We start from the raw sequence: 14,240 nt of genomic DNA on the forward strand, positions 1-14,240 counted from the left end.
TGGGCGTCTGCCTCTGTCTTGCAACTTCGGCCTTCCATTATGTGCTCACATCCTTTCTTTTCTGGTCTGCCTTTCACATTATAAGTAAATTTTATCCAAATGGCAACCGCTTACGCAGGATTTTCCCAAAAACTTTGTATTCATCCAGCCGTGCGGCAAAGCTCTCCCATCACTTCTGCTCAGGAATGTAAAATTCTGCCTTTCCGCAGTCCTCGCACCGAAGGACCTGCACGTCCAGTGATCCGCTGGCAAGACGGTTCCAGTCACTGAAAAAGAAGGTCTCCTCCCCCAGCTTAAGCTTCATGGATCCCAGATCCAGCATCTCCCCACCGCAGCGGAGACATGTTTTCCCGGTCCGCTTCTGTTCCCGGTCCTCCCTCTCCTTCTCCTGCTTTTCCTCTCTGGTCCTTTCCGCCTGCTCCACAAATTCCCGCAGCTCCTCCCGGGATTCTGCCCGGCCCGTTTCCCAGGCCAGAAGGCCCCGCTCCACATTGGTCATGGGAGAATATTTCTCATAGCATTCCTTACATACGGTCTGGGTCCCATTGCCGCAGTACAGGGATTTTCTCTCCCACCGCCCCAGGGATCTTCCGCAGAAAATACAGATCTTTTCCATATACATGCCTCCTTCCCGCTCTTTTCTTTATCCTATCACACTGGCCGGCTCCTTTCAACTGCGGAGGCAGTCCAGGCGGTTGACTTATGGCGGAATTTGCCGTATAATATCCACAGAAAACGACCATCTGCACAGGTCGTTTTTTTGTCTGGCTGTACCCCGGCCGCCGTCACGGCCCGGGATGCCTTCATACAGACCTTACATAAAATTACGAGAGGAGAACCAAACCATGTCATCTGAAAACAAAATGGGGGTCATGCCCATCAACAAGCTGATCCTGTCCATGTCCATCCCCATGATGCTGTCCATGCTGATCCAGGCCCTTTATAACATTGTAGACAGCATGTTCGTGGCCCAGATCAGCGAAAACGCCCTGACGGCCGTATCCCTGGCCTTCCCGGCCCAGAACCTGATGATCGCCGTAGCCACCGGCACAGGCGTCGGCATCAACGCCACCCTTTCCAGAAGCCTGGGCGAAAAAAACTTCCAGAAGGCCAACCGCATCGCCATCCACGCCCTGTTCCTGGCCTTCATGAGCTTTCTGGCTTTCGCCGTTTTCGGCCTGTTTTTCGCGGAGCACTTTTTCCTGGCCCAGACCAGGGACCCGGAGATCGTGGAGATGGGCACCGCCTACCTCCAGATCTGTACCGTCCTTTCCTTTGGGCTCTTCGGCGAGATCGCCTTTGAGCGGCTCATGCAGTCCACCGGCCGGACCTTTTACTCTATGATCATCCAGGGAACGGGAGCGATCTTAAATATCATCCTGGACCCCATTATGATCTTTGGTCTCCTGGGCTTCCCGAAAATGGGGGTAGCCGGAGCGGCCCTGGCCACTGTCACCGGGCAGATCATTGCCCTGATCCTGGGCTTTGTCCTGAATACCACCAGAAACCACGAGATCCATCTGGCCTTTAAGGGCTTCCGGCCGGAAAAGGAGATCATCGGCCATATTTATGCCGTGGGCATCCCGTCCATCATCATGGCCTCCATCGGCAGCGTCATGACCTTTGGCATGAATAAGATCCTCATTGCCTTCACCTCCACGGCCACCGCCGTATTCGGAGTGTACTTTAAGCTCCAGAGCTTCGTGTTCATGCCCGTATTCGGCTTAAACAACGGTACTGTGCCCATCATTGCCTATAACTTCGGTGCCGGAAGACCGGACCGGATCGTGAAGACTTTGAAGCTGTCCATCGCCTACGCCGTTTCCATTATGATCGCGGGGCTGCTGCTGTTCAACCTGGCTGCTGAGAATCTTCTAATGATCTTCAATGCCTCTGACTCCATGCTGGAGATCGGCGTGCCGGCCCTTAAGATCATCTCCCTGAGCTTTATCTTAGCCGGCTTCGGCATCGCCTGCTCCTCCCTGTTCCAGGCCATGGGCCACGGCATGCTGAGCCTGTGGGTGTCTGTTTTAAGACAGCTGGTGATCCTCCTTCCCGCGGCCTTTCTTTTCGCAAAGACCCTGGGGCTTTCCTACGTATGGTTCGCCTTCCCCCTGGCAGAGGTTTTTTCCGCCGGGATCAGCGCCGTATTCCTGCGCCATGTTTACAAAAAGGAGATCCTTCCTCTGAAACAGTCCTTCAGCCGGGAGAAATAAGATACAAAAGAAAAAAGCTGCCTTCCGGGACCATGATCTATGGTCACCGGAAGGCAGCTTTTTCGTTTTATTTTTCCTCAAAGGGATATCCCAGACGTTTAAACACCATATCATAGCCGTCGTTCCCATAATTTAAGGACCGGTTCACCCGGCTGATGGTGGCGGTGGAAGCGCCGGTGCGCTCCGCGATATCCAGATACGTTTTCTTTTCCCGGAGCATCTTGGCGACCTCATACCTCTGGGACAGGGACAGCAGTTCATTGACCGTACACACGTCCTCAAAAAACGCGTAGCACTCCTCCGGAGACTTTAAGGTCAGCACCGCTTCAAAAAGATGGTCCACAGCTTCCGTTTTTATCTTTTTATTCATGTTCAGACTCCCCTTTGTGAGACATATTTTTTCCATTATCCGATGGTTTCCCAGCAGCTTCCCTGCCCGATACACAAGTAACATTTTAACACATTAAAGTTTTTAAGTCCAGTCATTTACAAAATATATTTATAAAAACCGCTGTTCTCCCCCCCTACGTCAGCAAGAACTGCTCCACCACCATTGCAACTCCGTCGTCGTTGTTGGAGGCAGTGATATGATCCGCCGCCTTCCGGACCGGCAGCACTGCGTTTTCCATGGCCACCCCCAGGCCTGCATACCGGATCATGGAAAGATCGTTATAGCCGTCACCGCAGGCGATCATCTGCTCCCGGGACAGTCCCGACACCTCCAGAAGCCGCTCCAGGCTCTGGGCCTTATCGATGCCCCTGGGAAGGATCTCCAGGAAAAACGGCTCTGACCGGTAAACGCTGAAATTTTTTCCCAGGGCCGCCTTCACCCTGGGCTCCACCATGGCCAGATAATCCCCATCATCCATCATCAGGAACTTGGGAACTGGAAAATCCACATAGGACGCCAGATCTGCCTTCTCCACCACCTCCATGGAGTTGATGCGGCTCTCCAGCTTTCCATAGGGGCATTCTGCGTTATTGGTGATGATGCGGCTGTCCTCATATGTCAAAATATCCACCCGGTGCTCCTCTGCCAGACCGATGATGGTCCGGTTGGACTCCACCGGCAGCTCCCGGGAAAATACCACCTCCCCGGTGGTGCAGTTCATGATCCGTCCGCCGTTATAGGACAGGATAAAGCCGCCGTAGGCTTTCAGATCCAGCTCCTCCGCCAGGGGCATGACCCCCTGGGTCGGCCTCCCGGAGGCCAGCACCACCTTTTTCCCCCTGGCCTGGGCCTCCATCAGGGCCTTTTTCGTCCGGGGCGTGATCACCTTATCCCGGTTCGTCAGCGTGCCGTCCAGATCCAGCACGATGATCTCATATTGGTTCTGCTTCATTTCTAAACTCCTTGGTCATTTTCTGTTTCTTCCAGACAGATCTCCCGGATCCTCTTTCTCAGGGGCAGAAGGAAGGAAGGCGACACCGACAGCTCCCGGATCCCCATTTTCAGAAAGACTTCCGTAAGGGAAGGATCCGCTGCCAGTTCTCCGCAGATCCCGGCCCGGATCCCGGCTTTTTGGGCGTTTTCCGCCACGTATGCAATGAGCCTCAGGACCGCCGGATGTCGGGGATCGTAAAAATCATCCAGCCGGTCATTCTGCCGGTCCGCCGCCAGGGTGTACTGGGTCAGATCGTTGGTGCCGATGCTGAAAAAATCCACCTTTTCCGCCAGCTCTCCGCTTAAAATGGCAGCCGCCGGAGTCTCGATCATAATGCCCAGGTCCACATGGCCCATGGGGATCCCTTCCCGTTCCAGCTCCTCCCGGACCTGGAGCGCCATGGCTTTGGCCTCCTCCACCTCCCAGAGGGAGGCCACCATGGGAAACATCACCGAGACCTTCCCATAGGCGCTGGCCCGGTAGATGGCCCGCAGCTGGGTGTGGAAGATCTCCGGCCGCTTCAGGCAGATCCGCAGGGCCCTGAAGCCCATGGCCGGATTGGCCTCTTTTTCTATGCCAAAATAGTCTGCTGTCTTATCTGCCCCAATGTCCAGGGTGCGGATGACCACCTCTCTTCCGCCCATGCGCTCTGCTGTCTGGCGGTAGGCAGAAAACAGCTCGTCCTCTGTGGGGTACGTCTCCTTTTCCAGATATAGAAATTCACTCCGGAACAGGCCCACGCCTGCGCCCCTGGATCCCAGGACCGCCTCCACATCCTCCGGACCTCCGATATTGGCGTAAAGCTCCACCCGGGTCCCGTCCCGGGTCACATCCGGCAGGTCCCGGATCTCCAGCAGAAGCCTTGCCGCTTCCTCCTGGCGGGCCTTTTTTTCCTTCAGCCTTTCAAGGGTCTCCGGATCCGGATCCACATAGAGGATCCCCTCCTCCCCGTCGATGGCCGCCAGTCTTCCGTCCCATTCCCGGGCCACAGGAACCGACACCAGGGCCGGGATCTCCATGGTCCTTGCCAGAATGGCTGTGTGGGAATTGGCAGAGCCCTGCTCGGTCACAAAGCCCAGGATCTTTTTCTTATCCAGAAGAACGGTCTCGCTGGGAGCCAGGTCCCTGGCTGCAAGGATCACCGGCTCTGAAAGGGCCGGTCCCCTTCCGCACCGTCCGCCGCCCTTTTCCTCTTCCTCCAGGATCCGCAGGAGACGATCCGACACATCCCGGATATCCGCAGCCCTGGCCCTCAGATACTCGTCCTCCATCTCCAGGAACAGACGGCAGAGCTCGTCCCCCACCGTTTCCACTGCAAAGGCAGCGTTGACCCTCTCTCCTGTGATCGCCCTGGTCACAGAATTTCTGTATTCCTCATCCTTAAGAAGCATCCGGTGGCCCATGAACACCGCAGCGCTGTCTGCTCCTGCCTCTCCCAGAGCCCTCTCATACAGGGCTTCCAGCTCCTTTTCCGCCTGCTCCAGGGCCCGCTCATAGCGCGAAAGCTCCCTCTCTGTGTCCTCCACCTGCCGCCGGACCACGCTCGGTTCTTCTTTCTCATAGTACTGGAGCCTTCCCACCGCAGTTCTTTTTAAGACTGATCTTCCTCTGACTATTTCCATACTCCGGTTCCTCCATCCTTTTATTCTAAACATATTTCCTCCAGGAATCAACACCTTCCCCCATCTATGCTGAAAAAAGTGATACTCTTCCGGAGGTCTTGACATTTTTGTCTCCAAAACTCATAATATAACCATACATACTCTTACAAAGGAGGACCTTATGAAATATTTAAATCAGCTGGATCATCCAGATATCCCGTATCCCACCGACGCCGCCACCGAGGGCAGCCGCTTCCACGATCTCTCCATTAAGGAGGCGGGCTGCGGCCTCTGCTCCCTGGCTATGATGGTGGACCGTCTCACCACAAAGACCATTTCCTTAAAGCGCCTGATCGCCCTTTCCTTAAAGCATAAGGCCAATCTCCATCCCGGAACGGATATGAAGATCCTGGGGCCCGTGGTGGCGGATCTGTACGATCTGGACTTTTCCACCACCAACCGCGTGAAAAAGGCCATGCAGCACTTAAAGAACGGCGGCAGCGTCATCGCCAACGTGGGCGGAGACCGGGAAGGCTATACCGGAGTATTTTCCCACGGCGGCCACTACGTCCTGCTTTTATCCGCCGGAAAGGACAGCATCTGTGTCCTGGATCCGTCTTTAAAGGAGGGCAAATACGAGGAACCGGGAAGAGAGGGAAAGGTGCGCCTGGACGCTCCCTTTGCCTACTGCTCCCCGGAGCTGATGGAAAAGGAAACAGATAACCGGAATCCCGGCTTTTACCTTTTCTCCAGAAAAGAGCCCTGCTAAAGCAGCGGTCACACCTTCGCCATCCTGCGGTGATACCGGATAAAAAGGATGGCCGATAAAAGCGCCGCCGCACAGACCCAGACCGCCCGTTCTGCCAGCACCTGGCAGAGCAGGGCGCTGGCGGCTGCACCGGCCACAAAGACCAGGTCGATCCAGTAATACCATAATCCGTACTTCCTCTGCTCACCGTTGTTTTCAAGAGTCCCCACGGCCAGAAGCTCGGTCCCGCTTCTTAAATTTCCTGTACACATGGTAGTGGCAAAGGCCATGCCGTGCATCTTCCGGAACGCTTCTACCTGCATGGCGCAGGAAAAACCGATCAGACAGTTCACCAGAGAATTCCACTTCTGGGGCATGAATCCGGCCAGGACCATCACCAGAAGCTCCAGCCACAGGATCCCCTCTTTCCAGTGGACCGTTCCGTTTTCCCCCACCCGCATACGGATCCATTCTGTCAGAAAGATCCCCGCCGCATAGGCGGCCACCGGGATCAGATACCGTCCGGCCACAGCCAGATCTCCCCGGGCCAGGCTGATCCCCATAAGGGCGATATTTCCCGTTTCCGCAGTGGCAAATACCTGGCCCCGCACCAGATAGGAATACGCGTCCAGGAACCCGCCGGAAAACATCAGGATCGAACCCAGGCGTATGGATTCGGATACTTTTTTACTCGTCAGCATGTACTTCTCCTTGAATCCAAAGGCCCCACCGCCGCTGTGCAAAACGCGCAGGAAGGACAGTGAGGCCTTATCTGTACTTTCTTGTTTATTTATCCCGCCATTTGGCATAAAGCGTCATGGGACCGGTGACTGTATCCTTTGACAGATCCCAGGGGATCGTCAGATTTTCGTCTGTATACCAGCCCTCAAATACGCTTCCCTCCCGGACAGGCTCCTCCGGCACTGTCACCAGATCGCCGTACATCCGCTTCTGGCTCTCCACCACAGTCCCGCCCCGGGCGTCAAAATCCACCATGTATCCACGGTTGGCATAACCGATCCCAAAGCAGATCACCAGGGCTGCCCCCAGGACAATGATGATCCAGTTTAAGGACCGTTCTGAGATCTTCACATATTTATAAAGACCCCGGAATTCTCTCTCCGGCCCCTTGTCCTGTTCCGGAGAGCCTCCGTTTTCTCTCTTATCTTCCATCTCTTACTTCCGCACCAGATACTTACGCATATCAATGGCGCAGGCTACCAGGATGATCAGACCCTTGATGATGTAAAGCATGTTGGGGTCAACGGAAAGGAAGTTCAGTCCGGCGAAGATGATCTGCAGCAGCAGAACGCCTACTACGATGCCGCTGATGCGTCCGATACCGCCGACGAAGGATACGCCGCCGATTACGCAGGCCGCGATGGCGTCACACTCGTAGTTGAGACCTGTATTGGCGTTGGCAGATGCAATACGGGCGCCGTCGAAGAAACCGGTGATGCCGTACATAACGCCGGCAAGCATGAATACCAGGATGATGGTACGGGCCACGTTTACGCCGGATACATTGGCTGCTTCCTCGTTGGAGCCAACGGCAAACATATTCTTTCCGAAGGTGGTCTTGTTCCAGATCACCCACATAACGGCTGTCAAGATCACTGCATACAGAACGTATCTGGGGATGGCAACGCCGCCGATGGTGAATAAGGTTCCTGTGATCAGAGAACGGTAGCTGTCGGTCAGTCCGCTTAAGGTCTGTCCGTTGTTGACGCCGTTCATTAAGTACATAAGGATGATACCGTATGTGATCAGCTGGGTGGACAGGGTCACGATAAAGGGATGCAGCTTAAATTTCGCCACGCTGAAGCCGTTTACGAAGCCAACGGCAGCGCCTACGCCCAACACGATCAGAAGCACCACCGGAATGGGCATCGCAGATGTCATGTTGGGGAATACCTTAAATACAGTGGTCAGTAAGGAAGCGGAGATACACGCTGCCAGACCTACCACACGGCCTGCGGAAATATCCGTACCAGTCAGTACGATACAGCCGCCGATCCCCAGGGCGATGGGCAGCTTTGCCGCCGTCAGGGAAATAATATTTACAATTGAAGAAAGACTGATGAATTTGGGCTGTTTCACGGTGATGAAAATGATCGCGATGGCAATGATGATATACATCGCGTTGTTTAAGATCAGATCCCCAATCTTTCTCTGCTGGTCTTTCTTGGAAAGCGCTTTAAATTCCTGTGCTTTGGATGTTGCTTTATTGTCAGCCACAGTTCATTCCTCCTATCCTTATGCAAATTTCGCAGCGAGAGCCATGATCTCTTCCTGCGTCGTTGTTCTTGCGTCCACCTCACCGGCCAGCTGTCCGCCGGACATAACCAGGATCCGGTCGCAGACGCCCAAAAGCTCCGGCATCTCGGAGGAAACCATCAGCACGGTCTTTCCTTCCTTGGCCAGATTAAGGATCAGCTGGTAAATCTCATATTTCGCGCCCACGTCGATACCGCGGGTGGGCTCGTCCAGAAGGAGCACCTCCGGCTCCGTCAAAAGCCACCGGGCCAGGATCACCTTCTGCTGGTTTCCGCCGGATAAGGAACGGATCTGGGTCCTCTGGCTGGGCGTTTTGGTACGCATGGCCTTGATCCCCCATTCCGTGGCTTCGCTCATTTTCTTATCGCTGAGGAACGGACCCACCTTATATCTCTGGAAGCTGGATATGGTGGTGTTGGCCTGGATATCGCGGATCCCGAAAATACCGGTGGCACGTCTTTCCTCGGTCAGCAGGGCAAATTTATTTTTTATGGATTCCCTGGCATTGCGGTTCATCACCCGTTTGCCATGGAGATAGATCTCGCCTTCTTTTCTTGTGGCGATCCCGAAGATATTCTCCAGAAGCTCCGTCCGTCCGGAGCCGTCCAGGCCTGCAATGCCCAGGACTTCGCCCTTTTTCGCCACGAACGATACGTCGCGGAGCTTGGAGTAGGCGGCAGTCAGTCCCTTTACCTCCAACAGAGGCTCTCCTACCACATTATCCTTCTCCGGATACAGGTTTGTAAGCTCTCGGCCTACCATCAGCTTGATGATCTCGTTCATTGTCAGATCCTTCGCCGGCTTTGTGGCGATCCACTGGCCGTCGCGCATGATGGTAACGTCATCCGAGATCCGTAAGATCTCTTTCATCTTATGGGAGATATAGATGATCCCGCAGCCGCGGTCACGCAGCATATTGATGATCCGGAACAGATGCTCTACCTCTTCCTCAGTCAGGGAGGAGGTGGGCTCATCAAATACGATCACCTTGGAATTATAGGAAACCGCCTTGGCGATCTCCACCATCTGTCTCTGGGATACGGGCATGGTGCTCATCACGGTTTTCGGGTCCACGTTCACATCCAGTTCATCGAACAGCTTTTTCGTGGCCTCGTACATTTTGGATTCACTGGTCAGAGGACACCATTTGGAGATCTTCGGGAACCGGCCCAGCCACATGTTATCCATAACATTGCGCTTTAATGCCTGGTTTAACTCCTGGTGCACCATTGCCACTCCATTTTCCAGAGCTTCCTTGGAAGTCTTAAAGCTGACCTCCTTGCCGTCCAGGTAAATATGGCCTGCATCCTTGTTGTAAACACCGAACAGGCACTTCATAAGAGTGGACTTACCGGCTCCGTTCTCGCCCATAAGAGCATGAACCGTCCCGGCACGGACCGTCAGGGAAACATTATCCAGGGCCTTTACGCCGGGGAATGATTTGCAGATCCCCTCCATGCGCAGCAGCACGGGCTGGTTTCCCGATCCAGTGGCATTTGTTGTGTCTTTCATACTCAAATCATCGCCTCCTGATTCTCAAGTATTTCGCTATACGCCGTTTCGTCATACTGGAAACGTCATCTCCGTATGGCGCAGAACAGGACCTTTTTCTGGTCCTGTTCTTTCCCGCGGCAGCCGCCACATGAGCATGCGCACATGTTCATCTGGCCGATGCGCGCGTAAAAAATACGGCCGCACCGAAGTGCGGCCGCATCATCGATGACTTTATTCCTCGCCTGTGTACATAGCGTAAGGAATATTCACACGCCATGTTCCTACTACGTTGGCTGCATCGACACCCTCAAATGTTTCTGCGCTTGTCAGATAGTTTGCTGTGATCTGGGCGATGGTGTTGGCCATACCTTCAGCATCCTGTTTGATGGTACCTGTCATTGTACCGGCTGCGATCGCGTCCTTTGCAGCGTCAGTAGCATCTACGCCGAATACCGGGATCACAGTAGCGCCTTCTTTGTTGTAGCCGGCGTTCTGGAGAGCGGTAACGGATCCGATCGCCATCTCGTCGTTGTTGGCGATAACAAGCTCAACCATGTTGTTGTTTGCTTCGCTGTACTGGGACAGGATCGTCTGCATATACTCGGTAGCTGCTGCTGCGGACCACAGACCGCCCTGGTCAACCAGATATTTGTTTGTGTTGCTTGCGTCATAGAAAGCTAACGGCTTCTTGCCGGCTGCTTCCAGGACCTTGTCCGCATCTTCCTGGCCAAACTGGGTACGTGCGATTGCCTCGGCGTTGCCCTCCTGGCCCTTGAACATTACGTAGGAGATCTGGCCGTCGCCGTTGAGATCTACGGTATCGTAATTCTCAACCAGGTACTCACCGATCATTTCGCCCTGCATATGGCCGGCCATCTCATAATCTGTACCTACGAATACAGCCTTGTCGTATGCGGAAACGACTTCCTCGCTTACAGAACGGTTGAAGAAGATCACCGGGATGCTCTGTGCCTTTGCCAGCTCGATGATATTCTTTGCAGCGTCGTCAGAACCGCTGTCCACCAGGTTTACTACCAGAAGAGAGGTTCCTTTTGCGATGGCTGTGGAAACCTGCTCGGTCTGGGTCGTCTGGCTGTTGTTGGAGTCGTAGTCCTGGTACTTGATGCCAGCCTTATCAAGAGCTGCATCCAGTGCGGAACGCACGCTGGAGATATATGTATCGCCGTATGTATAGTATAATACGGAGATCTCTCCTGCGTCTGCTAAATCCTTGGCGGCTTCTGTAACTGCTTCTGTAACTTTTTCTGTCTCTTTTTCGTCTGCTTTTGTTGTCTCTGCTGCTGCGGCTGTTGTCTCTGCCGGTGCTGCTGCGGACTCCTTCTTATCGCCGCCGCCGCATGCTGTCATGCTGGCTACAAGGCCGGCTGCAAGAAGAACGCTTACTAATTTTTTCATTTTGAATTCCTCCTCTTCTTTCGGTTTGTTATATATTAAACAACCATACCGTATTATACCCCATTCCATAGGTTTTGTAAAGGATTACCGATATTTTTTTATATAGCCTTCCATTTTTTGTATAAATCGGCCCAATCCGACAGAATCCGAGGAGAAATCTCTTGTTTTATATCTACAATTTTCCTTATTTACATCTTTTCACCCGGAACTACCGGTACTGCGCCTTCGGGAACCGGGCAGAAATAGCCGCCGTAGCGTTTCATTTTTGCCTCGTATTCATCCCTGGCCGCCTGTAAGACCTCCGGCTTTTCCATCAGATCCACAGCGGCTGCCGCCAGGACCTTGCCGGCCATGAGCATGGCCTTATGGGCAATGGAGGTGCGTCCGCAGGACACGTTCTGCCAGGAATGGCCCGGAGCCTTGGACGGATATGTGGCGGTATTGATCTGTGCCGTAGGAACCAGCCAGCTCACGTCGCCCACATCTGTGGAGCCCATGCGCGGATGCTCCGAATAGAAATACGGGATCAGGAAGTCGTTGATGGCTTTTGTCCCATGCTCCGAGGCTTTATCTACAAATTCGTAAAGCTCCTCGCTGTCCTCTGTAAAATCTCCTGGGAGCTTATTGTCCTTCATCTCCACAGAATCGCAGAGGGCCTGGGCGTAGGCAATCTCTTCCTCTGTATATTCCGGCATCTCCACCTGGCTGAAGTTTTCCCAGAGGAGCTTCTCCAGCACCTTATTGGGAACTGTATTGGAGCAGCCGTCAATGAACTTCTTCTCCATGGTGGTATCCGTCATCATGGACGCAGCCAGGGCAATCCGGTCCACACGCTCCTGAAGAGCCAGGGCCTCCTTGGCCCAGATGGAGCGCACCATATAGAGCACCTGTGCCCTGGGCTGCACCACATTGGGTGAATCTCCGCCGGCATCAGTGATGGAATAATGGATCCTGGCCGTATCCGGCATATGCTCCCGCAGGAACTGGACTCCAATGTTCATCAGCTCCACAGCGTCCAGAGCAGAACGACCCTGCTCCGGAGCTCCCGCCGCGTGGGAGGCAACGCCAGTGAATTTATACTCTGTCTGGATGCAGGTATTGCAGGTACCGGAGGTCACCTGGTTTTCTGTTCCCGGATGCCAGGTGAGGGCCGCGTCGCATTCCTTAAATACGCCGTCCCTGGCCATGAAGGCCTTGGTGGCAGCTCCCTCTTCGCCGGGACAGCCATAGAGGATCACCTTTCCGCTCCCCTCTCCCTTTTCCTCCAGATAGTGCTTGATGGCAAAGGCAGCCGCCATGGATCCGGCTCCCAGAAGATTGTGGCCGCAGCCGTGGCCGTTGCCGTTGGATACCAGCTCTTCACGGCTCTGCTGTCCGGCCACCTGGGAAAGCCCTGTGAGGGCGTCGTACTCGGCCAGGATCCCGATCACCGGCTTTCCGGAGCCATAGGACGCACGGAACGCCGTCTCAATGCCGCAGAAGGGGTGCTCCACCTCGAAGCCCTCCTCCTTTAATACCTGGGCGTACAGCTCCCCGGATTTAAATTCCCTCAGGGAAAGCTCCGCAAAATCCCAGATCTTATCGGATGTGTCGATGATCACATCTGCTTTCTCGTCAATATAGCTTAAAACCTTCTTTTTTTCGTCGGTCATGGTTCTGCCCCTCCTGTTTTCTTCTTAATACAATACCTTGCTTAAAAATTCCTTTGTACGCGGGTTGGACGGATGATTGAACACCTGGTCCGGACTGCCCTTTTCGGCGATGATCCCGCCGTCCATGAAAAATACCCGGTCAGAGACCTCCTTGGCAAAGCCCATCTCATGGGTCACGATCACGGTGGTCATTCCCGTCTTTACCAGGCTCTTTATAACCTGGAGCACCTCTCCCACCATCTCCGGGTCCAGGGCCGAGGTGGGCTCGTCAAACAGCATCACATCCGGCTCCATGGCCAGGGCGCGGACGATGGCAAGACGCTGCTTCTGGCCGCCGGAAAGCTTTTTGGGATACTGGTCTGCCTTTTCCTGAAGGCCTACCCGGGCCAGCAGCTCCGCTGCCATCTCATCGGCCTCCTTCTGGCTCTTCTTCCCCAGGAGCACCGGAGCCAGGGTCACGTTCTTCCCCACGGTCAGATTGTTGAATACATTAAAATGCTGGAACACCATTCCCATCTTCTGCCGATGGAGGTTGATGTCCACGCTCTTGTCGGTGATGTCGGTGCCCTCAAAATAAATACGGCCGGAGGTGGGCGTTTCCAGCAGGTTCAGGCACCGCAGGAAGGTGCTCTTTCCTCCTCCTGACGGGCCGATGATGGAGACCACCTCGCCCTTGGAGATGGTTTCAGACACGCCCTTTAACACCTGAAGGCTTCCAAACGATTTATGCAGATCCTCCACACGGATCAGTTCACTGCTAGCGCTCACTTGCGTTCATCCTCCTCTCCAGTAATGCGATCAGCTTGGACATAACGAATGTCACAAGGAAATAAATGATGCCCACGATGGTCAACGGCTCCAGAACACGGAAGGTAATGCCGTTGATGGTCTTAAACTGAGTCATCAGCTCTCCGATAAAGAAGGTGGATGCCAGGGATGTTTCCTTGACAATGGCCACAAACTCATTGCAGAGAGCGGGAAGGATATTTTTTACTGCCTGGGGCAGTACGATATGGATCATGGCCTGACGGCTGTTTAAGCCTAAGGACCGGGCCGCCTCGGTCTGTCCCGCGTCCACAGCCTGGATCCCGGCCCGGACGATCTCACAGACATAGGCTGTGGAGTTGACGCAGCAGGCGATCATCACGCAGGTGAACTCGCTGAGATCCAGCGCCGGAAACCACTGGGGCAGCATAAAATAGAAGAAATAAAGCTGTAAGAGGATCGGCGTTCCCCGGATCACCTCCACGTAGACCACGGCAGCAGCGTGAAGGGGCTTAAACCTTCCGATCCCCCAGCTGCTGCGGTGCATCATCGCCATCAGAGAGCCGGACACGGTGCTGATCAGCACCGTGAGAGCTCCCATATATAATGTCATCCATAAGCCATGAAGGAAGAGGGACGAATATTCGGTCCACACCTTTCCCATAACTGTGAAAAATTCCATTGGA

14 protein-coding genes are annotated in these 14,240 nt (G+C 54.3%); 2 read left to right on the forward strand and 12 right to left on the reverse strand.

Annotated elements, in window-relative coordinates:
* Positions 1 to 169 precede the first annotated feature (169 nt).
* The gene (locus tag ACI6NM_RS06250; protein ID WP_022272397.1) at positions 170 to 616 is read right to left on the reverse strand and encodes a hypothetical protein; all 447 of its coding nucleotides are present in this window, start codon (positions 614 to 616) and stop codon (positions 170 to 172) included.
* 229 nt (positions 617 to 845) lie between these two features.
* Between ACI6NM_RS06250 and ACI6NM_RS06255 the strand changes: the two genes are divergently transcribed.
* Complete coding sequence (locus ACI6NM_RS06255) at positions 846 to 2,216, forward strand: MATE family efflux transporter (protein WP_022272396.1); 1,371 nt, start codon at positions 846 to 848, stop codon at positions 2,214 to 2,216.
* A 67-nt stretch (positions 2,217 to 2,283) separates the two neighbouring features.
* Here the strand turns inward: ACI6NM_RS06255 and ACI6NM_RS06260 are convergent, their stop codons facing one another.
* The 3 genes from ACI6NM_RS06260 to ptsP form a co-directional block, all read right to left on the reverse strand.
* Positions 2,284 to 2,586 carry a YerC/YecD family TrpR-related protein gene (locus tag ACI6NM_RS06260; protein ID WP_022272395.1) on the reverse strand — a complete coding sequence of 101 codons (303 nt, stop codon included), beginning with the start codon at positions 2,584 to 2,586 and terminating at the stop codon, positions 2,284 to 2,286.
* Between the two features lie 154 nt (positions 2,587 to 2,740).
* On the reverse strand, positions 2,741 to 3,559 hold the full coding sequence (locus ACI6NM_RS06265; protein ID WP_022272394.1) for a Cof-type HAD-IIB family hydrolase: 819 nt from the start codon (positions 3,557 to 3,559) through the stop codon (positions 2,741 to 2,743).
* Between the two features lie 2 nt (positions 3,560 to 3,561).
* Entirely contained in the window at positions 3,562 to 5,223 is a 1,662-nt protein-coding gene (gene ptsP / locus ACI6NM_RS06270; RefSeq protein WP_262427471.1) for a phosphoenolpyruvate--protein phosphotransferase, read from the reverse strand.
* A 160-nt stretch (positions 5,224 to 5,383) separates the two neighbouring features.
* Here ptsP and ACI6NM_RS06275 point away from each other — a divergent pair, with 160 nt between their 5' ends.
* Positions 5,384 to 5,971, forward strand: coding sequence for a C39 family peptidase (locus ACI6NM_RS06275; RefSeq protein WP_158358370.1), 588 nt, complete (start codon positions 5,384 to 5,386; stop codon positions 5,969 to 5,971).
* An 8-nt stretch (positions 5,972 to 5,979) separates the two neighbouring features.
* On the opposite strand, the gene ACI6NM_RS06280 is transcribed toward ACI6NM_RS06275, so the two are convergent.
* The 8 genes from ACI6NM_RS06280 to ACI6NM_RS06315 all read right to left on the reverse strand — a co-directional run bounded on the left by ACI6NM_RS06280 (position 5,980) and on the right by ACI6NM_RS06315 (position 14,236).
* Complete coding sequence (locus tag ACI6NM_RS06280; protein ID WP_438501078.1) at positions 5,980 to 6,651, reverse strand: DUF1275 family protein; 672 nt, start codon at positions 6,649 to 6,651, stop codon at positions 5,980 to 5,982.
* 85 nt (positions 6,652 to 6,736) lie between these two features.
* Positions 6,737 to 7,123: an InlB B-repeat-containing protein gene (locus tag ACI6NM_RS06285; protein WP_158358372.1), complete on the reverse strand. Its 387-nt coding sequence runs from the start codon at positions 7,121 to 7,123 to the stop codon at positions 6,737 to 6,739.
* A 3-nt stretch (positions 7,124 to 7,126) separates the two neighbouring features.
* Positions 7,127 to 8,188 carry a galactose/methyl galactoside ABC transporter permease MglC gene (locus tag ACI6NM_RS06290; protein ID WP_022272389.1) on the reverse strand — a complete coding sequence of 354 codons (1,062 nt, stop codon included), beginning with the start codon at positions 8,186 to 8,188 and terminating at the stop codon, positions 7,127 to 7,129.
* An 18-nt stretch (positions 8,189 to 8,206) separates the two neighbouring features.
* Positions 8,207 to 9,739 carry a sugar ABC transporter ATP-binding protein gene (locus tag ACI6NM_RS06295; RefSeq protein WP_158358373.1) on the reverse strand — a complete coding sequence of 511 codons (1,533 nt, stop codon included), beginning with the start codon at positions 9,737 to 9,739 and terminating at the stop codon, positions 8,207 to 8,209.
* 213 nt (positions 9,740 to 9,952) lie between these two features.
* Positions 9,953 to 11,137, reverse strand: a complete 1,185-nt coding sequence (locus ACI6NM_RS06300) for a galactose ABC transporter substrate-binding protein (RefSeq protein WP_022272387.1) — start codon at positions 11,135 to 11,137, stop codon at positions 9,953 to 9,955.
* A gap of 188 nt (positions 11,138 to 11,325) precedes the next feature.
* The gene (locus ACI6NM_RS06305; protein WP_022272386.1) at positions 11,326 to 12,789 is read right to left on the reverse strand and encodes a M20 family metallopeptidase; all 1,464 of its coding nucleotides are present in this window, start codon (positions 12,787 to 12,789) and stop codon (positions 11,326 to 11,328) included.
* A 24-nt stretch (positions 12,790 to 12,813) separates the two neighbouring features.
* Positions 12,814 to 13,539 (reverse strand): amino acid ABC transporter ATP-binding protein, encoded by a 726-nt coding sequence (locus ACI6NM_RS06310; RefSeq protein WP_158358430.1) that lies wholly within the window; start codon positions 13,537 to 13,539, stop codon positions 12,814 to 12,816.
* 7 nt (positions 13,540 to 13,546) lie between these two features.
* On the reverse strand, positions 13,547 to 14,236 hold the full coding sequence (locus tag ACI6NM_RS06315; protein ID WP_022272384.1) for an amino acid ABC transporter permease: 690 nt from the start codon (positions 14,234 to 14,236) through the stop codon (positions 13,547 to 13,549).
* Positions 14,237 to 14,240 lie beyond the last annotated feature (4 nt).

Source organism: Pilosibacter sp. YYHA0881, assembly GCF_051602715.1.
In the GTDB taxonomy this organism is placed as follows: Bacteria; Bacillota; Clostridia; order Lachnospirales; family Lachnospiraceae; genus Alitiscatomonas; species Alitiscatomonas aceti.